Raw genomic sequence first — 19997 nt, 5'->3', positions numbered from 1 at the left:
TACTCCTTGTTGTGTGTGTCGTGACGCTGCATGTAAAGCAGCATTCTATATTTAGGTGCAATAGTAACGTCCTTGTTTACCCCGTTTTTTTGCACTTCTCACAGCATGACAAAATTCATACAAAAAAGCACCACTGGGTGACAGTAGTGCTTTGTAGTGACATCAGGTTTAGAAACTAAACCTAGCCGTCAATCTGAGCTGAAGCTCATTTAGCCTCGGTAATAACGCTGTGGCACGAACGGCATTTTTTCGACCGTCATAGCAAGCTTTTTACCGCGTACTTCTGCAAACACTTCTGTACCAATTGCCGCAAACCCAGTCTCAACGTAACCCATAGAGACCGGTTTTCCAGCAGTTGGACCGGCTGTACCACTGGTTACGACACCAATCTCGTTGTCGTCGGCATCAAACAGCTTCGCGCCTTCACGCACTGGCGCTTTAGTTTGACCAATCAGACCAATACGCTTGCGAGCCACATCTTTAGTTTCGATTTGGTTCAGAACGATATCTGCACCAGGGAAGCCACCCGCACGCTCACCTTCATTACGACGTACTTTTTGAATGCCCCAAAGTAAGCTTGCTTCAACAGGGGTTGTCGTTGTGTCTAGGTCGTGCCCGTACAAGCACAGACCACATTCAAGGCGAAGCGAGTCACGAGCACCTAGACCAATCCACTCTACTTCTTCATATTCTGTAAGCGCTTGAGCCAATGCTTCGGCATTTTCAGACGGTGCTGAGATTTCGTAACCATCTTCACCAGTGTAACCAGAGCGACTAACAATGCACTCAACGCCGTTGATATCAAGTTTACGGACATCCATAAACAGCATCTCAGCAACTTCAGGCTGAATACGAGCCAAAACCTCAGCCGCTTTAGGGCCTTGCAGTGCAAGCAGAGCGCGATCTTCGATCACTTCCATCTCGACACCTTCATCAAGGTGCGCTTGAAGGTGTGCAATATCCTGCTCTTTACACGCAGCGTTGACGACAACAAACAGATGATCGCCTAGGTTTGCCACCATAAGATCATCCATGATGCCGCCTTGCTCATTAGTAAAGAACGCATAACGCTGTTTACCCGCTGGCAGGTCAATAATATCTACAGGAACCAATGTTTCGAGAATTTTAGCGGCGTTTGCACCGTGCAGGCGAATTTGCCCCATATGCGACACGTCAAACAATCCCGCTGCATCGCGACAATGAAGGTGCTCCTTCTTTACACCCAACGGGTATTGAACTGGCATATCGTAGCCGGCAAATGGCACCATCTTAGCGCCAACGCTTACGTGCAATGCGTGTAGAGGTGTTTTCAATAGATCTTGGGTTGCTTGTTCTTGAGCCATTGTAATCTCCATTGGGTTGTACCACAGTCTGTGGAACCTGCTCCTGTTATAGGGTAAGTGACGATAACTTAGTCAACTAAAAAACCAAGTTGACTAAAAGCCATGCCAACGGGAAACCATGTTTCCTATAGTGAACAAGGATGCGGGTATTTTTCTCATTTAACAAGATACAAACACCGCAAAATGTGACATTTAACATCTTATTCACAGAATTAAAGTCAATAAAAAAGCGCCATTTCGACGAGCTTACCGTCAAAACCGCGCCAATTCAGAGCATTTTCGCCACAAAGCAAACGTTTGCCTTCATTATACGAAACCTAATCAACTGATGATTATTTCGCCGTAACCCAAAGAATATGGGCGTCTTCTTCACTGGTTGATATGAGCATGTGCCCCATGTTTGCATCGTAGTAAACACTGTCCCCTTCGCTCATTATCATCGGTTCATAGAACTCGGAAAAGAAGGTGACTTGACCCGATAGAATCAGCAAAAACTCTTCGCCATCATGCCTTACCCAATCGCTGTATTCTTCAAAAGCGCGAGCTCTCACTGTGCTTTTGAATGGCATCATCTTTTTGTTCGATAATTGCGTTGCGAGCAGCTCATGTTCATAGGTTGGCGTAGGATGTGGTTTCCCTTCTCCACGCTTGGTAAAATCACGACGACCTGTAGCAACCTTTTTCTTTGGTGGTTCAAAGAGTTGCGGCATATCGATGTGCAGGCCGGACGCCAGTTTTTGCATCGCCTGAAAGGTTGGTGAAATCTGCTCGTTTTCGATTTTGCTCAGTGTCGAGCGCGCAAGCCCTGTTCGCTGGCTCGCTTCTTCAAGCGTGAGTCCCATCTTAGAACGAATGTCCTTGATGCGTTCACCCAGTTTAAGAGGCTCTATATTTTCATCCACTGACTCACGAGCGAGAGTTAAGGACGGATACTCATCATAGATGTCTTCTGACATGCGATCCTTCTTTTTCATGACTTCCTGTTTTGCAAATTCATTGTTGCATGAAGCGACTTCTATATTAAAGACCAAGTATAAAAATAAAGCGTGCTCTCGGTAACATTTTCGGAAACTGTGTTTCCTATAGGAAATTTCTGATTGATTGTTTGAGCCGACAGAGGTATGTTATCGGCTTGTTAGATGAAGAGATGCACTTACGCGCTGGTGAGTCAACGGAAGTCCCCTACTCGACAGCACGTTTACTGAATGATTTTTGTCCTACTTATTGGGACTAATTCGCGCCGCTGTTTTGAACAGTTTGCCTGTTCTTACAGTACTAAGACACGACGCAATCGACACCATGAAAAACACAAACGTCGATTGAACAATGGAAGGTTTACCGCCATGAATGCTCAGTACTCAAAAAGCTATCCAAATCACAGCCTAGAAAACTTCTTCTCAACCAACTTGTCTGCGACAGACGATGCTGTGTTCACAGGAATCCAAGCAGAGTTCGCTCGCCAGAATGACCAAATCGAGCTGATTGCTTCTGAAAACATCGTTTCCAAAGCAGTTATGCAAGCACAAGGCACTTGCCTAACCAATAAATACGCAGAAGGCTATCCTAACCGTCGCTACTACGGTGGTTGTGAGCATGTTGATACTGTAGAAGCTATTGCTATCGAACGTGCAAAGTCTCTTTTTAAGTGCGAATACGCAAACGTTCAACCTCACTCCGGCGCTCAAGCGAATGGCGCAGTAAAACTGGCGCTACTTCAACCTGGCGACACCATCATGGGCATGTCTCTTGATGCAGGTGGTCACCTTACTCACGGCGCTCGCCCTGCGCTTTCTGGTAAATGGTTTAATGCCGTTCAATACGGTGTGGACAAAGAAACCCTAGAGATTAACTACGACGACGTACGTGCTCTAGCTGTTGAACACAAACCGAAAATGATCATCGCTGGCGGTAGTGCAATTCCACGCGTTATCGACTTTGCTAAATTCCGTGAAATCGCGGACGAAGTTGGCGCTATCCTAATGGTCGACATGGCGCACATCGCAGGTCTGATTGCAACAGGCGCGCACCCTAGCCCACTGCCACAGGCACATGTTGTCACCACGACAACGCACAAAACTCTGCGCGGCCCTCGTGGTGGCATGATCCTAACCAATCACGAAGACATCATTAAGAAAATCAACTCAGCGGTATTCCCTGGCCTTCAAGGCGGTCCGCTGATGCACGTGATTGCAGCCAAAGCTGTCGCGTTCGGCGAGGCTCTTGGCCCACAATTCTCAACTTATATCGATTCAGTGATCGCGAACGCAAAAGTACTTTCTGAAGTATTGCAAACTCGCGGTTGCGACATCGTGACTGGCGGCACTGATACTCACCTTATGCTGGTTGACCTACGTCCAAAAGGACTTAAAGGCAATAAAGCTGAAGAAGCCTTAGAGCGTGCTGGTATCACATGTAACAAAAACGGCATCCCGTTCGACACAGAAAAACCTATGATTACATCTGGTATTCGTTTAGGGACGCCAGCTGGAACCACCCGTGGTTTTGGCACCGAAGAATTTAAACTCATTGGTGAGTGGATTGGTGACGTGTTAGACGGCCTCGTAGAAAGCCCAGAAGGTAATCCAGAGGTCGAGAAACGCGTACGTAAAGAAGTCAAGGCGCTGTGCGCTCGCTTCCCACTCTACACTTAAAGAACAAAACATCCTTAATTTTTGGAGATATAGCAATGGACAACACTTTGAAGTTTTCTGACAGCCACGAATGGGTACGCGACAACGGCGACGGTACTGTGACTATCGGTATTTCAGAGCACGCTCAAGAAATGCTAGGTGACGTAGTGTTCGTTGACCTACCAGAAGTAGAAGACGAAATCGAAGCAGGCGAAAGCTTTTCTCTCGTTGAGTCTGTAAAAGCAGCGTCTGACATCTACGCACCAATCACTGGTGAAATCGTTGAAATCAACGAAGAACTAGAAGACAGCCCAGAGCTTATCAACGAAGAGTCATACGAAGGTGGCTGGATTGTTAAGGTAAAAATGTCTGATGCTTCTGAGCTAGACAACCTTAAGAGCGCTGAAGAATACCTAGCGTCTATCGAAGACGAATAAGCAAAACGTAACCGTTGCCCGAATGTACCGAATAAGCGAGTCATCAACAAAAACGTCGTCATTTTAGCATTGCTAAGCATGTCGTCATCCCTGCGCAGGCAGGGATCTTGTTTAAGTTGGGTACTCGCTTTTAGTAGATTCCTGCCTGCGCAGGAATGACGTACAAAGTGGAAACACGTAAAAAATTCGGGCTACGATTTTAAAGGTCTCGCAGAAGATCTTTGAGAAGGTAAGGGAACCATGACTGAATTACTCAACAGCCTAAGCACACAAAATGAATTTGTTGCTCGCCACAATGGGCCAAACAAATCTGACCAACAGAAAATGCTGGACGCGATTAACGTTCTAAACCTAGACACGCTTATCGACGAGACTGTCCCAGCACAAATCCGCCTAGAACAACCAATGACGCTAGACGCTCCAATGAGCGAAGCGGACATGCTGGTAGAAATGAAAAAATTCGCGGATTTGAACCAAGTAAAACGCACATTCATCGGTCAGGGTTACTACAACACCTTCACACCAAATGTGATTCTGCGCAACGTACTAGAGAATCCAGGTTGGTACACGGCGTACACGCCATATCAGCCAGAGATTTCACAGGGTCGTCTTGAGTCATTGCTGAACTATCAGCAAATGGTCATGGATCTAACAGGCATGGAAATTGCGAACGCATCTTTGCTTGACGAAGCGACCGCAGCAGCAGAAGCGATGACGCTGTGTAAGCGCGCTGGTAAGAGCAAGAGCAAAGTGTTCTTCGTGGCAGACGATGTCCATCCACAAACACTAGAAGTGGTGAAAACTCGTGCTGAGTTCATCGGCTTTGAAGTTCAAGTGGGTTCTTTAGAATCTCTACCAGAGCAAGACGTATTTGGCGCGCTCGTTCAATACCCTGGCACAACAGGTGAAGTTCGCGACCTAACTGACATCATCGCTGCCGCGCAAGCAAACAAGACGCTAGTCACTGTAGCGACAGACCTACTTGCTTCTGCACTGCTTAAGCCAGCGGGTGAGATGGGTGCAGACGTGGTTATCGGCTCAGCTCAACGCTTTGGCGTTCCTATGGGCTACGGCGGTCCACACGCTGCGTTCATGGCAACCAAAGATAAGCACAAACGTACCATGCCTGGTCGTGTAATCGGTGTGTCTATCGATACTAACGGCAACCAAGCTCTACGTATGGCAATGCAAACTCGTGAGCAACATATCCGCCGCGAGAAAGCGACATCGAACATTTGTACTGCCCAAGCACTGCTAGCTAACATGGCAGCGTTCTACGCGGTTTACCACGGTGAAGAAGGTCTAAAGACTATCGCTCGCCGTACGCACCACATGACGGCAATCCTAGCGGCTGGTCTAACTAAAGCTGGCTATGAATTGGCGCACAACAGCTTCTTCGATACCATCACGGTTAACACCGGTGAGAATACAGACAAGCTGGTTCAAAAAGCACTGGCGTCTGACGTCAACCTTCGTCAGCTTGAAGGTCAAATTGGTATCAGCTTCGATGAAACCACCACTATCGAAGACATCAATGCTCTATTTACTGTATTTGAAGTAAAAGAAAGCGTTGAAGCACTATCTACAGAGATTGCTGGCAACGAGTTGGCAGCGATTCCTGAAAACTGCCGTCGTACCTCTCGCTACCTAACCCACCCTGTGTTTAACACTCACCACAGTGAAACACAGATGATGCGTTACCTAAAACAGCTAGAGAACAAAGACTTCTCACTAACACACGGTATGATCCCACTTGGCAGCTGCACCATGAAGCTAAACGCAGCCGCAGAAATGATCCCTGTGACGTGGCCAGAGTTTGGCTCTATCCACCCATTCGCGCCACTAGAGCAAGCAGCAGGCTACACAGCCCTAGCTGATGACCTTAAGAAGAAGCTATGTGAAATTACAGGCTACGATGATTTCTCACTTCAGCCTAACTCAGGCGCATCCGGTGAGTACGCAGGTCTAATCGCAATCCAGCGCTACCACGAGAGCCGTGGCGAAGGTCACCGTAACGTGTGTCTGATCCCAAGCTCTGCGCACGGTACTAACCCTGCAACAGCGTCTATGGTGTCAATGAAGGTTGTGGTTGTTAAATGTGACGACAACGGCAACATCGATACTGATGACCTAGCAGCGAAGATCGAGAAGCATCGCGACAACCTATCAAGCATCATGATCACCTACCCTTCTACGCACGGCGTATACGAAGAGCATGTAAAAGAAGTGTGCGAGATGGTTCATGGAGCTGGCGGTCAGGTCTACCTAGATGGCGCTAACATGAACGCTCAGGTTGGTCTAACGAACCCAGGCTTCATCGGTTCAGACGTATCGCACCTAAACCTACACAAAACCTTCTGCATCCCGCACGGTGGTGGCGGTCCAGGTATGGGTCCTATCGGTGTTAAATCACATCTAGCACCATTCCTACCAGGTCACATCGAAAACGGTGTTGAAGGCGAAGACTACGCAGTGTCTGCAGCCGATCTTGGCAGCGCTTCAATTCTACCAATCTCGTGGGCATACATCGCGATGATGGGTGAAACTGGTCTAACGGATGCAACGAAAGTCGCTATCTTAAATGCAAACTACGTGATGGAGCGTCTACTTCCACACTATCCTGTTCTTTACCGTGGCACCAACGGCCGCGTAGCACACGAATGTATTATCGACATTCGTCCGCTGAAAGAAGAAACAGGCATCAGCGAAGAAGACATCGCTAAGCGTCTAATGGACTACGGCTTCCACGCGCCAACTATGTCGTTCCCTGTTGCGGGCACACTCATGGTTGAGCCTACCGAGTCAGAAGATCTTGAAGAGCTAGACCGTTTCTGCGAAGCGATGATCGCTATCCGCGAAGAAATGACACAAGTGAAAGACGGCGTATGGCCACTAGACAACAACCCACTAGTGAACGCACCACACACCCAAGTTGACCTTTCAAAAGATGCATGGGATCGCCCATACTCTCGCGAACTAGGCTGCTTCCCATCTGCTCACCAGAGAACTTGGAAGTACTGGCCAACGGTTAACCGTGTCGACAACGTTTATGGTGACCGTAATCTAATTTGTTCTTGTCCTTCGATTGAGAACTATGAAGATTAATGGAGTTGGTTAACTTCTAGAAATTGAAAAGCGAACCTTAGCGGTTCGCTTTTTTAATCAATTACCACGTTTGATTCGAGATAAAAATTACCCAGTAAACTCTTCAGAATCGGGACGATTGGTAAACTGCACACCATTTAAGAAGTCGCACAGCAGTTGGTCTTCACACTGTTTGTAGTTTTTGTTGTTTGGCTTGCGGAAATACGCACCAATTTCGTATTTACTTAAACTAATACCAACCACTTCTAATACGTCCAACACATCTTCTGCTTTCATATCTAGCGCAATGCGCAGCTTCATGAGAATCATGTTGTTGGTCAACGCGACTTCTGGCTTAGGTTGCTCGCCGTCTTTTTTGCCTCGCTTGAGGTTAATAAAGCCATTTAAGAATACCGCTAACTCTTGATCCTTCATCTTAACGCAAGATTTGTCGCTTTCATCTTTTAACCAGTTTGCCACTTTATCGTGAGCCACAGTGACTTCTGCCTGCTCGAAAGCTTTCATTATCTGTGCATTTTTAAGGTTTAACGCGTGTTGGATACGACGTAAAATTTCGTTGTTAGTCACTAGGGATTCCTAAAATGAGTTCTAAGGGTGAATAAAAATCCATCAATTACATGCGATTTGTGGGTGTCTTTATTCAATAGCGTAGTTGACGGTGACTCTAACAGAGAACACGTTTCTTAGGTAGGTTAAAAATGGAGATAACACTGCCTATTCGAACTAGTTAGCGAAGTATTGGTAAGCCCCCGATAATCTGGACATTGCGCAGATAAGAATAAGTAGGTCAAACAACCACGTTGTGGTTTGTGAGATTGAGTGTTGCTGCCACACTTTGGGACAGTTCTAACGCAAGTAGCCAACAAACAATGAGAGCCCAAAAAAGAACAACACTACCCCGGCCACTCTTTCGACTACGTGTATATAGTTCGATAACGGTCTTTGCACGCTGGGTTGGCTAATAATTGATGCAACAAGTAAATCCCAAGTTAGAACCGCGAAAAACATCCACAAGCCGCATGACACTTGCTGTGTCAATGTAACCTCGTTACCCAGAATCACTGTCATTAAACTCATATAGAAAAGCGCATTCTTAGGATTGAGTACCGCTGAGTTGAAACCTAGAACTAACTGTTTTGGTACTGACGGTACTTGTATTTGCTCAAAATCCAAATCAGTATTTCGTTTTTTACTTCTTAGCAACTCAGCCCCAAACAAAAGGAGCCAAAGCCCACCAATAGCTTCAACCATCTGATAGATAGCCTGATTATCACGAATAATCGTCCAACCAAATATTGCGACTCCAATATAGAACGCATTCCCAAGAGCAACACCCAAACAAATGAAGCGGCTCCCCCGTAATTTATGACGTATGGAGTGAGCAACGATCAAGAAAAAGTCTTGGCCAGGACTCAACAGCGCTAAAAAATGAGCAATAGCTAATGCAGGAAATGCAGCAGGGAAAAAGGTAGAGTAAGACATATTTGAGTATCCAATTAAAACACCCAAGTACTATGCTGTACTCCGTTTAATCATTATTGTCGAAAATTGACTTTATCTGTTGATATTGCTTAGGCGTTGAGGCTGTATAGGTCACAAAAGCCCGGTGTAACTGACTCTGATCAAAAAAACCGAGTTCATTAGCGACATCGGTAATGTCCATACCCCCTTTCAGAAGCACCTTAGCCTTCTCGACCCTATAATTGCTGAGAAATGATTTAGGCGTAATCCCAAACTGTCTTTTGAACTTTCTAATTAAGGTTTCAGGGCTATACGTTAGCTGGTTGGCGATAGCATCAAGCTGCGGAGCATTTTCAATATCTTTTAGCAGTAACTCTCTGACTTTGTATGCTAGGTCATCATTATTGTCACTCATGCAAGGTGTACAGTATCGACTTAACAGATGGAGTATAGAGTTTTCGATTGATGACGCGATATGGTGCGATTCACGCTCAATGAGCATAGAGATTGAACTTCCAAGTCCCAACTCACTAGCTTTATCGGAGAGAAAAATATGATCAACTTTGAAATTTTTTACTTCGACACTAAACAGCTTCGATAACGCACTACAACACCATTGATGATCTATGTAAAGCATGTGGTAGCTTCTAGAGTTGTTGTCTACAGGACTGCAGGCATGAACCAAATTAGGCTCAATAAGAATGATGTCACCTTTATTTAGCAGTACATTTGTATTGCGTAGAGACAAACATGTTTGACCAGCAAGCATGATTCCAATAGAGAGCTCCGGATGGTAATGTGCTTTGTAGCCCTGGGTACTATCTCGAGTTGTCCGTACCGTCAGATAGGGTGTCAGTTGGCTGGTCCAATACCCCTGACTGATGTTCCTTACATTACTCCCCATGCTAACAAATCACCTTTCCATTCAACGTTGGCGTATCGAGGCTTCCACATTACATAAAGTAAGTCAAAAATTCGACTTTGGTTTTAAGGTAATGAAAGAATAAAGCACAATTTGGGGCAAAAACGGTTTAGACCTACTCCACTAAACCGTTTCTATCAAGCTAGAAAAATACACTCAAGCAACAGCCTCGTCTTTCAGGCTCTCTAACGAAAACTCGGAATAATCGCCGGAATCCCAGGCAGCAAACCCACCAACGCCATCACACTACTTAGCACGATAAACATGATTCCAGGCAGTACCCAACGGCTCATTTTACTGAGTTCACCGCTGCGTTCTTTGCAGCCAACCAAGCCTAAATTGTCCAACAGCATGGTGAGGGACCAGCCAAATGCTGGGTTAACGAGCACCGAAGAAAACACAACAATCGCTGCCGATTGTGTGGTTTTCCCTTCACGCGTCATTTCCATTCCAGCCTCTAGCAATGGTACGAATACCCCAACAATGAGCGCAACACAAAGGACAGGTTGCCATATCGCAAGATCCATTGGGTAGCCCCAAACAGCAGCGATAATACAGAACAGTGCCGTTAGCAACGCACCAGCTGGTATAGGACGTTTAGCAATCGCTGCTGGCACGATATAAGTGCCCCACGACGAAGTAAAGTTAGTACCGCCAAGCAAAGAACCGAACGTTTGACGAATCGAGGCCGTAGTCATGGTGTCGTCGATGTTCATGTGTACTTTTTCTGTACGCTCTGGATAGCTAATTTTCTGGAACACTTGATGGCCTAAAAAGTCCGGTGACCACATCGCCACTGCTAAGATAGCAAACGGTAATACCACCATGAAGTGCTCAAGCGTTGGTAGGCCTAGCATCCAGCCAGTGTCCTCTCCCCACCAATACATAGGGTTCATGTTGGGCAAACCTGGCTCGGTTTGAAAAGAGAACGGAGCACCCATGGCAAACGCTAACGTCCCACCGAGTAGGCAGCTAAGCGGTACGGCTAGCCAGCGCTTACGAAAATGCTCCAATAAGGCGTACAGAATAATGGTGCAAAAGATCACAACAAAAGCAATGTGACTCATGCCGATTCCTTCGGCCCAAGCGAATAGCTTTTTAACTTGAGATGCGGTTCCAACAAAGCCTAAGTAGAGCAATAGCCCGCCACACACCCCTTTGCTGGTGAGGTTGGCTAACATGCTGCCACCTTTACTGATGGCTAAGACTAAACCAAACGCACCAATCAACAACCCAAAAGCCATAGGGTGTCCGCCAGCAGCGACAACAATGGGAATTAAAGGAATGAGTGGACCATGTGTACCGGCGAGGTTGGCGGTCGGCAATAAAAAGCCAGAGAAAAGAATAATGAAAACAGAGGCTATGAGTAGTTCATAACGCACGTTTTCTAAAACAAAGCCTTCATTAAGCCCTAGAGCGCCGGCAAACGTTGCGGCAATGGCACCCACCATAACCACTTTACCAATGGTCGCCGCCATCGCAGGGATAGTGTCTTCTATCTCAAATCGATAGTCTTTAAACGGCAAATTGGGACGCCAGCGTTTGGGCGCCATGATTTGCAATTCGTGTTCTAAATATTGTTCTCGGGAAGCAAATTCTGATCTTGGTTTATGCTGCTGTTCATAGTTGAGTTCATCCTCATTGGCTTGAGGCTTGTCAGTTGTTACATGTATGGACTCTAAAGTACTGCTCATTGTGATTCCTTTCGTTCACACTCTATGGTGTGTTGTTCCAGCAAACGTTATTGGTTCACTGCACAAAGGTTTAGCGAATCGTTTCTCACTCTTTTTTACTGCAAAGAGCTGGATGACTTTTCGCTATGAAACCTTGAAATACAGTCGCTAGTACCATATACCAAACCAAAAAAAACAAATAGTCTCAGACAGTTAGACATTAGTCGTAGAGTCCCACTACTAGTTTGGGTCTTACGTATTTGGATGGAACGGAATCAGGAAGTTACGATCGGATTGGCAGTCTCAGTTGCAAATATGAAAAAGCGAACCACTATGGGTTCGCTTTTTCGTTTCAAGTTATCAAGGTCTCAAGGTCTCACACACTAAAATTAACTCGTTTTTGCTGCGGCGTGTTGTTCGACCATAAAGGCAAGCATTTCATCACTTAAGCAAGATTTGCTGACGTATTGGCGCTGTTTACCCATGTGAAGAATGACTCCCAAATCACTTTGTTGTAGTTGGTCGATATCACCCCATGCAATGGTATTATTGACCTTGCCACTTTTATAAGTCACGCCTTTGGTGCCGATGGTAAGCTCCACTTTACTGCCAGCACTCGAACCAATGTTCTGACGCCACACCCACCAGCCTCTTTTAAAGTAGACGCTTAAAGCCTCGATAAAACTCAAAACAATAAAGAACCAACCCAAATAGCCGTTAGGCAATAACTCAAACTTAACTAAAACCGAGCCAAAGAGCAGAAACAGCGCAGCTTTGTAGTAGGATTTCGGGAACTCAGTTGGGGTACTGGTTTGATCGTAACACTCAGCAAAAAAGGCTTTGTTGAGGGTGTATTCTGCTGTGAATTCTTTGTTGTTGGGCATATGTAGTTTCTTTGATGTGATATTTTGTGTAAGAGGCTACTTAGTGCGCGACGTCGTAGCTTTCACATTGTATATGCTAATGCCACTTTTCTTTAGCAATTTTGATTCAACAAGCCATGCAATTCGAATTAACTGTTACCTTTACAACTGCTTGAGAGCTCAAGACTCAGAAAATCTTTGCTTTGATGCAACATCGTTACTGCCTCATAGCTGGCTGCAAATCGAACCTGGAACGTTGATACTACATCCTGTTGGGAAGAGCTCTCATAGTCATCTAATATGCTCACACTATGACTGACTATGTATGCGTCTTTAAAAGCAGACTTCGAAAGGACATCATTCAACCCCATGACACGCTGCTCTATTACTTCACCAAGCGCTTCACTTTTCGATATCCTATTTACATACATGAGATGAGCACTCACTTCTGTAGCTTCACAGTTGCCAATCGAGTAGCCCCAACTGCTCAAAGGTAGGAAGATACTGCAGAAAACCACCAACCATCTTGTCATTTAATAGATCTCCTTAATTTCAATTTCTGGGCACCTTCGTCTGTTTTCGACGCAAGAGCAATAAAAGTCGACCATATATGTCATCCTGATCATGAATGTTCATACTTTTCTCCGTACATTGCTCACGGGTAAACTATTAACAAATCCAGACACCAGAGCACCCAAAAATACCAAATCAAAAATACCTACACCCAGCCATAGAATTTTCACCCTAATAGATCCATAATCCCCCACCCTAAGAGTTACTTCGCCACCAAACACAGTAAGTAGTGCAACAACCATGACAACAAAGCCCAAAGTCGTTATCGGCCTAAATAACCCGAAGAGCCCAACCAATGTGGGTGCAGTAATGCGCGCTGCTGGGTGTTACGAGGCAGGTGAAGTGCGTTATAGCGGTACACGCTATAGCCGAGCCGTTAAATTTCAAACCGATACCCAAAACAGTCATGAACGAATTGCTTTGGTGGAAAAAGAAGATCTCACTGCGGATTTGGCGGATGATGTTGAAATCGTTTGTATTGAGTTTGCTGTTGGTGCGAGCTCTCTGCCTCACTTTGAACATCCTGAGAAAGCCATCTATATATTTGGCCCCGAGGATGGCTCGTTGCCACAAGAGATCGTCGATAAAGCTCATCACGTGGTTTACGTACCGACTAACGGCTGCATGAACCTTGCTGCGACGGTGAATGTGGTTTTGTATGACCGCCTAGCGAAAACCATGGGCACGATCGATGACCATCAACAAGTTATCGCCAATCGAGACAATAAAAACCGTTTAACAGTGAAAACGGTTTAAACCACTATACTCGTTATAGCTACCCTATCCTTCTTATAGATATCTCTGCGCGGCCCAGTTTGCTACACTCCGCCCATTGATAAGTGAGACCCTTAAAATGATGACTGACGAAGAAAGAATTGAACTGCAACAAAACAACCCACTACATGGGCTAAAGCTTGAAACCATGTTGCAAGAGTTAGTGGATTTTTATGGCTGGGACATTCTCGATACCGCAATGCGTTTCAACTGCTTTAACACAAAGCCTACGATTGCGAGTAGCGTGAAGTATCTGAAAAAAACTGAGTGGGCGAGAGAAAAGTTAGAGAACTTTTACCTTTATCGCTTCAAACGCATGCCAAGAGCGAGCGCAGAAGAATACAACATCCCACCAAGAGCACGCACCTTCCCGCACGGGATTAAACCGAAAGAGCCGATGGCGCTCACTGTTGAGTCGATTCTTAAATCACAAGCTAAAGCGGCTACAGCATTTAAGGAACGTTCAGGGCGCGGACGTCCACCACGTCGATAATGCATAGCTAAACACTCAAAAATAAAAAAGCCTTACTTGACGCTCAAGTAAGGCTTTTTTATTTTTTGATAGAAGCGGCAGATTGCAAAGTGAACTCGCTACCCGCCACGAGCGTGACTCTATTGATTGCGCTTTTTTTTCTTTTTGCCAGTGCCCGCTGGTTTTGCGCGTGGCTTCATCGGTGCAAAGTAGGCTTCGCTTTGGTCGTCTTCGACTTCAAAGCCTTTAACTTGCTCACGCTCAAGCTGGAATTTATTCTTCTTCTCGATCACTTTGAAGTGGTGATAGTCATCAAAATCAATCAGTGATAAACCCAAACCTACCTCACCAGCACGGCCGCTTCGGCCGATACGGTGCATGTAATCAGCAGGACTGCGCGGAAGATCGAAGTTAATCACAACTGGCAGTTTTTCGATATCTAGCCCGCGAGCAGCAATATCAGTTGCGATCAGCACTTGAATCTCGCCCGACTTGAAGCCTTCCAAAACGCGAGTACGAGCGCCTTGCCCTTTGTCACCATGGAAAACCTCCACAGTGATACCGCGTTTTGACAGTTTTTGAGCCAAGTGATTACAGGCGTTCTTTGCATTCACAAATATTAGCGTCTGGCGCCACTGGTGTTGCTTAATCAAATGAGCCAGTACCGCTGTCTTTTGACCTTTGTTCACACTGAACACGCGTTGCACCAAAGTGCTGGCTTCAGCACTTTGCAACTGAACCTCAACAGGGTTGTTCAATAAACCTTGAGAAAGGTTTGTCACTTTGTCAGGGAAAGTCGCAGAGAACAATAATGTCTGCTTTTGCTCTGGAAGTAGCGCTAGGATCTTGTTGAGCTCTTCGGTAAAACCAAGGCTTAGCATACGATCCGCTTCATCCAAAACCAATGTTTGTACTTGGTCTAGCTTGATGGCATTGCTAGAGACGAGATCCAGAAGACGGCCAGGCGTTGCCACAATCACATCCGCGCCACCACGAAGTGCCAGCATTTGAGGGTTAACCGATACGCCACCAAACACAGCAACCGTTTTAATCTTGTCTCTTAGATGATAAGAGTAAGATTTCACATTGTAAGCCACCTGTGAGGCCAGCTCGCGTGTTGGCACTAAAATCAGATGCGACACATAGTTGCCACGACGACTCGCTGAATTTTCTTGTTGATAAACCTTTTGAAGGATCGGCAACGCAAAAGCAGCAGTTTTACCAGAACCGGTATTGGCTCCACCAACAATATCTCGACCTTCAAGTACATGAGGAATGGTATGAGATTGAATTGGAGTCGGTTGGCTATACTCTAACGCTTCTAGGCGCTCGACTAAGGTTGGAATCAAACCAAGTTCGGCAAATGTCGTTTGCTGTGTGTTATCTGTCATTACAATGAGTGGCTCAGTGCTGGGTAAAGGGCGTGTATCTTATGCTATTTACCGCCAAGATGTTAGCAATATTCAGTTCTCAGCCTGTAACCAAAAAGCTCTCGGGAATGCGAGAGCTTTATTGTGGAGGAAAACAGGCTTACAGGTGTTTGAGCGAAATCCCCTCGCGATTAAACAAGTGGATCTTCTCTGGCTCTGCTTTTAGATAAATTTCTTCGCCCTTATGGAAATCTAATATACCTGGAAGCTTGGCTACAACAGCTTCTTCATGCCCTTCTACTTTGATGTGAAGTAACGTGACTTCACCCAAAGACTCAACAAACAGCACCTTACCCGACATCAGCGCATCCGCGGGTTCGGCAACAAGAAAATCTTCAGGGCGAATACCTAGTTGCAGCTCGGTGCCTGCTAAAGAATCCTCAGAGCACACAGGAACTTCAATATTAAGGCCACTTTCTGCGGTCACGAGTGACGCTTCACCCGCTTTCTCCATTCGAGCTTTGCTGATGTTCATTGCTGGAGAGCCGATGAACTGCGCAACAAAAACATTGGCAGGGTCGGTATAGAGTTCTAGCGGCGTACCAACTTGCTCGATACGACCAGAAGAGAGCACAACAATTCGGTCTGCTAATGTCATCGCTTCAACCTGATCGTGCGTCACGTAGATCATCGTTGTCTCAGTGAGCGCCTCCTTGAGATTAGCGATTTCAATTCGGGTCTGAACACGCAGCGCCGCATCTAAGTTAGACAATGGCTCATCAAATAAGAACACCTTTGGCTGCCTTACAATGGCTCGGCCAATCGCAACACGCTGCCTTTGACCACCAGAGAGTGCTTTTGGCAGACGATCCAAATAAGGTTCAAGCTGGAGCATACGTGCCGCTTCCATCACTCGTTCGTGAATGGCCTCCTTGGACTCTTTCGCAATACGCATCGCAAATGCCATGTTGTCGTACACGGTCATATGTGGGTACAGCGCATAAGTTTGGAACACCATGGCAATACCGCGCATCGCTGCAGGCAGTTCATTAACCCTGGCGCCTTCGATACAGACTTCTCCAGAAGTAATATCTTCAAGCCCTGCAATCATTCGCAATAGTGTCGATTTTCCGCAGCCCGATGGGCCAACGAACACAATAAACTCCCCTTGCTGAATATCGAGGTCAATCCCTTGCAGTACCTGAGTTTCACCGTATGATTTTTTGACGTTTGTTAAAGATAATCCTGTCATTTCACTCATCTCTTCTTAGAATCAGTCACATCGTTGAATCAGGTACTGTTTATTTAACAGAACCAGAAAGTAGCCCACGAACTAAGTATCTTTGCAGCACAAAGAACACAAATAACGGCACCGCGATTGAAACGAACGCCGATGCTGTCAAAATTTCCCAGTTGCCACCTCGAGATCCCAATAGCTCACGCAAACGCGCTGTCAGTACCATATGCTCTTCTCCTGTTCCTAAGAACACCGTAGCCACGAGCAAGTCATTCCACACCCATAGGAACTGGAAAATGGCAAACGACGCCAAAGCGGGAAACGACAGCGGCAGAACGATTCGCATGAAGATCTCAAAGTCCGTCGCACCATCGACTTTGGCCGATTCAATGATTTCTCTAGGTAGGCTGGAGATATAGTTCCGCAGCAAGTAAATTGCCAACGGCAAACCAAAGCCCGTGTGTGCAAGCCATATTCCAAGGTAGGTTTTCGCCCCGACACCAAAGAAGGCACCGATATCGTTGTAGAGCCTTAGCAGTGGGATCAATGACATCTGCAATGGCACCACGAGTAGGCCAACGACCAGCGCGATCAATAGATTGCGCCCCGGCATCTTCATCCACGACAAAGCGTAGGCCGCATAAGCCGCAATAAGGATCGGTATGATGGTGGCAGGAATGGTGACCGTCAGTGAATTAATAAACGAACGCCCTATCCCTTCTGCCGTTAATACCTCACGGTAGTTGTCTAAGCCAAACTTTGGCGGGACAACCGCAGTGTAGAAAATTCGTTTGCCACGTTTGCCAGTAAATGGCTCAGGCGAAGTCATCTTGTAGTGACCGTCTTCGCTAACCGTCAGTTTTCCGCCTTTCCGCATTTCTGCGACTTCGCTTGGTAAAAACTTAGTCGGCTCTCGAGATGAAAAACCAAATGCCATGATCTCTGTCTGTGTGTCGTTTACCAATAACTGCCCCGAAAGCACATAAACGTCACCTAACTTTACTTGCGTATCCGGGTTATCCGTACGAGCTACAAGGTTTTGCTTTGATGCCGTTAGAGAAGTCCACCAGCCTGATAAAGCTAACTGGTCTTTATCTCTAAAGGACGAAATAAGTAGACCCGCTGTTGGTAGCGTCCAGAGAATGACTATCAACAATACAGACAAATGCACCAGAATCGTTAACGGAGAGCGACGAAGTCGGCTGATACTAAACTTAGCGTTTTGTGGCTCTGACGATGAAGGAGTTGCAACTTTGGTCGTCATTATCGATCCTCCATCTGCGCACTGGCTTGACGCATGTTCCAAACCATAACTGGAATCACCGCGACCATGATGATAACGGCAATAGCCGCTCCACGCCCAAAGTCACCGCCGCCTCTAAACATCCAGTCAAACATCATGTTTGCAAGCACCTGAGTACTCCACTGACCATTTGTCATTGCTAGCACAATATCGAAAACCTTAAGTACCAAGATGGTGATCGTCGTCCATACCACGGCAATGGTTCCCCATATTTGCGGGATCAAAATCTTAAAGAAGATCTGCACACCATTTGCACCATCAAGAATGGCGGCTTCCACGGTTTCCTCCGGCACGCCGCGAAGTGCTGCGGCAAGGATTACCATTGCAAAGCCAGTTTGAATCCAAATCAGGATCACCATTAAAAAAAAGTTGTTCCAAAAAGGAATGGTTATCCAGGCCTGTGCCGTCCCACCAAACGCTTCGACAACGGCGTTTAGAATGCCAATCTGCTCTGAGCCTGGCGCACGATAGTCATAGACAAACTTCCAAATGATCGACGCACCAATAAAGGAGATTGCCATCGGCATGAAGACCAGACTCTTAGCAATGTTTCCCCAGCTCACCCTGTCAGTCAGAGCTGCTATAACTAATCCGAAAAACGTCGATGCGGCGGGTACCACAAGTAACCATAATAAGTTATTGAACAGAGACTCTCTAAACTCAGGATCCTTAAACAGCCAGGTGTAATTGCTCACACCAACGAATTTATCCCCGTTTCGGTCATGCAGCGATAGATACAAAGACTCAAAAACCGGGTAGATGAGGTAAAGCACTAAGAAGGCCAATGCTGGACCTAAGAACAACCACGGACGAATCGCCGCAGCCCGCCTGGGTGTCTCAACGGCAACGGTCTCAAATGCCTTCAATCGTCCTAGTCAACTTTCCAAGGGGCTGAGAGAAAACATCCTGCTAGAGTGTGAAAAGCTTGGCTACACTGGCCCAAGCAGCACAGCACGTAGCCTGCGCACGGGAAAAACGGGCGTGATTGGCGTGTTGCTGGCGGATAACTTGGCGTACAACTTCACTGACCCTGTGGCAACCGAGTTTTTGGCTGGCGTATCAAAAACGTTGGACGAAGCGCATGTCAATATGTTGCTGCTTCCTCCTAGCAAAGAGAACTATCAAAACACCCAAGTTGAGACGATTCCCGATAGCTTTATCGTCTATGGCAAGCCCGTAGATACCAGCATTGTTGATCTCATACTGAGGCAGCATAAGCCTGTCGTCGCAGTCGATTTTTCAATACCGGATACTCCGTCTATCAATATCGACAACCATAAGGCGAGTTACGATATTGCTAAACACGCCATTCACAACCCCAGCGACAATGTGTTGATTTTGGGGCTCAGGCTAGAACCGTCGACATCTCTTTCACTGGCGAACCTTGACAACCTTTACTCCAGCGAAGAATCGGTTTCACGCTGCCGCTTTGAAGGTTACAAACAAGCGTTAGAAGAAAACCACATTGCACTGTCGAATGAAAATATTTGGCAAATCCACGATCTAGAAGAAACCAGTCTAAAGACCATGCTACGAGGCACGCTAACAGCGCCAAAAAAAGTCGATGTTCTGCTTTGCATGAGTGACAAAATCGCCCTTGCCGCGCTCGCAGTATCACAAGAGCTTAATCTATCGATTCGAATTGTTGGCTTCGATGGCATTCCACAAGCCGCCGAATCCGGGCTAACTACTGTTCAACAACCTATTGCTAAAAAAGGCCAAATCGCTGCGCAGATGGCGCTTGGTCAACTACCCTACGAATCTATTCAGCTGGATACGGAGCTTATCATTCGCAGCAGCAGTTAGAATTTACTTCACTTGCTAAGGAGAACAC

Annotated in this window: 18 protein-coding genes; 6 read left to right on the top strand and 12 right to left on the bottom strand. The window is 46.3% G+C overall.

The genetic code is table 11. From position 1 onward, the window contains the following. Positions 1–209: 209 nt before the first annotated feature. Both gcvT and L4C42_RS04945 read right to left on the bottom strand, forming a co-directional pair. Positions 210–1343, bottom strand: coding sequence for a glycine cleavage system aminomethyltransferase GcvT (gene gcvT, locus L4C42_RS04950; RefSeq protein WP_353499049.1), 1134 nt, complete (start codon positions 1341–1343; stop codon positions 210–212). Between the two features lie 332 nt (positions 1344–1675). Then, positions 1676–2299: a helix-turn-helix domain-containing protein gene (locus L4C42_RS04945; protein ID WP_353500185.1), complete on the bottom strand. Its 624-nt coding sequence runs from the start codon at positions 2297–2299 to the stop codon at positions 1676–1678. A gap of 387 nt (positions 2300–2686) precedes the next feature. Between L4C42_RS04945 and L4C42_RS04940 the strand changes: the two genes are divergently transcribed. The 3 genes from L4C42_RS04940 to gcvP all read left to right on the top strand — a co-directional run bounded on the left by L4C42_RS04940 (position 2687) and on the right by gcvP (position 7515). Then, positions 2687–3994: a serine hydroxymethyltransferase gene (locus L4C42_RS04940; protein ID WP_429759609.1), complete on the top strand. Its 1308-nt coding sequence runs from the start codon at positions 2687–2689 to the stop codon at positions 3992–3994. Between the two features lie 35 nt (positions 3995–4029). After that, a complete protein-coding gene (gene gcvH / locus L4C42_RS04935; protein WP_042497316.1) occupies positions 4030–4410 on the top strand; it encodes a glycine cleavage system protein GcvH in 381 nt (126 codons plus the stop codon). 240 nt (positions 4411–4650) lie between these two features. Next, positions 4651–7515: an aminomethyl-transferring glycine dehydrogenase gene (gcvP, locus tag L4C42_RS04930; RefSeq protein ID WP_353499048.1), complete on the top strand. Its 2865-nt coding sequence runs from the start codon at positions 4651–4653 to the stop codon at positions 7513–7515. Positions 7516–7602: 87 nt separating this feature from the next. Here the strand turns inward: gcvP and L4C42_RS04925 are convergent, their stop codons facing one another. The 6 genes from L4C42_RS04925 to L4C42_RS04900 all read right to left on the bottom strand — a co-directional run bounded on the left by L4C42_RS04925 (position 7603) and on the right by L4C42_RS04900 (position 12967). Next, positions 7603–8082: a YehS family protein gene (locus L4C42_RS04925; RefSeq protein WP_221070201.1), complete on the bottom strand. Its 480-nt coding sequence runs from the start codon at positions 8080–8082 to the stop codon at positions 7603–7605. A gap of 279 nt (positions 8083–8361) precedes the next feature. Further along, positions 8362–9024, bottom strand: coding sequence for a LysE family translocator (locus L4C42_RS04920; RefSeq protein WP_353499047.1), 663 nt, complete (start codon positions 9022–9024; stop codon positions 8362–8364). Positions 9025–9043: 19 nt separating this feature from the next. Then, a complete protein-coding gene (locus tag L4C42_RS04915; RefSeq protein WP_353499046.1) occupies positions 9044–9880 on the bottom strand; it encodes an AraC family transcriptional regulator in 837 nt (278 codons plus the stop codon). Between the two features lie 203 nt (positions 9881–10083). Next, positions 10084–11592 (bottom strand): DUF3360 domain-containing protein, encoded by a 1509-nt coding sequence (locus tag L4C42_RS04910; protein WP_418642452.1) that lies wholly within the window; start codon positions 11590–11592, stop codon positions 10084–10086. A 368-nt stretch (positions 11593–11960) separates the two neighbouring features. Continuing rightward, positions 11961–12455, bottom strand: a complete 495-nt coding sequence (locus L4C42_RS04905; protein ID WP_353499044.1) for a YcxB family protein — start codon at positions 12453–12455, stop codon at positions 11961–11963. 128 nt (positions 12456–12583) lie between these two features. Next, positions 12584–12967, bottom strand: coding sequence for a hypothetical protein (locus L4C42_RS04900; protein ID WP_353499043.1), 384 nt, complete (start codon positions 12965–12967; stop codon positions 12584–12586). A 280-nt stretch (positions 12968–13247) separates the two neighbouring features. Between L4C42_RS04900 and L4C42_RS04895 the strand changes: the two genes are divergently transcribed. Beyond that, positions 13248–13763: an RNA methyltransferase gene (locus tag L4C42_RS04895; protein WP_353499042.1), complete on the top strand. Its 516-nt coding sequence runs from the start codon at positions 13248–13250 to the stop codon at positions 13761–13763. 97 nt (positions 13764–13860) lie between these two features. Then, positions 13861–14274, top strand: coding sequence for a VF530 family protein (locus L4C42_RS04890; protein ID WP_353499041.1), 414 nt, complete (start codon positions 13861–13863; stop codon positions 14272–14274). 119 nt (positions 14275–14393) lie between these two features. Here L4C42_RS04890 and L4C42_RS04885 read toward each other — a convergent pair whose 3' ends face one another. The 4 genes from L4C42_RS04885 to L4C42_RS04870 form a co-directional block, all read right to left on the bottom strand. Continuing rightward, on the bottom strand, positions 14394–15644 hold the full coding sequence (locus tag L4C42_RS04885; RefSeq protein ID WP_353499040.1) for a DEAD/DEAH box helicase: 1251 nt from the start codon (positions 15642–15644) through the stop codon (positions 14394–14396). A 139-nt stretch (positions 15645–15783) separates the two neighbouring features. Then, positions 15784–16875, bottom strand: coding sequence for an ABC transporter ATP-binding protein (locus L4C42_RS04880; RefSeq protein WP_353499039.1), 1092 nt, complete (start codon positions 16873–16875; stop codon positions 15784–15786). Between the two features lie 49 nt (positions 16876–16924). Then, positions 16925–18124 carry a carbohydrate ABC transporter permease gene (locus L4C42_RS04875; protein ID WP_353499038.1) on the bottom strand — a complete coding sequence of 400 codons (1200 nt, stop codon included), beginning with the start codon at positions 18122–18124 and terminating at the stop codon, positions 16925–16927. Then, positions 18124–19029: a carbohydrate ABC transporter permease gene (locus L4C42_RS04870; protein WP_429759602.1), complete on the bottom strand. Its 906-nt coding sequence runs from the start codon at positions 19027–19029 to the stop codon at positions 18124–18126. Before L4C42_RS04870 ends, L4C42_RS04875 begins: the two co-directional genes overlap by 1 nt. A gap of 115 nt (positions 19030–19144) precedes the next feature. Here L4C42_RS04870 and L4C42_RS04865 point away from each other — a divergent pair, with 115 nt between their 5' ends. Beyond that, entirely contained in the window at positions 19145–19969 is an 825-nt protein-coding gene (locus L4C42_RS04865; RefSeq protein ID WP_429759600.1) for a substrate-binding domain-containing protein, read from the top strand. Positions 19970–19997: the final 28 nt, after the last annotated feature.

Source organism: Vibrio wakamikoensis (assembly GCF_050337275.1).
Classification (GTDB): Bacteria; Pseudomonadota; Gammaproteobacteria; order Enterobacterales; family Vibrionaceae; genus Vibrio; species Vibrio chaetopteri.
The sequence above is the reverse complement of the archived record's forward strand: the minus strand, read 5'-3'. Positions and strand labels throughout refer to the sequence as shown.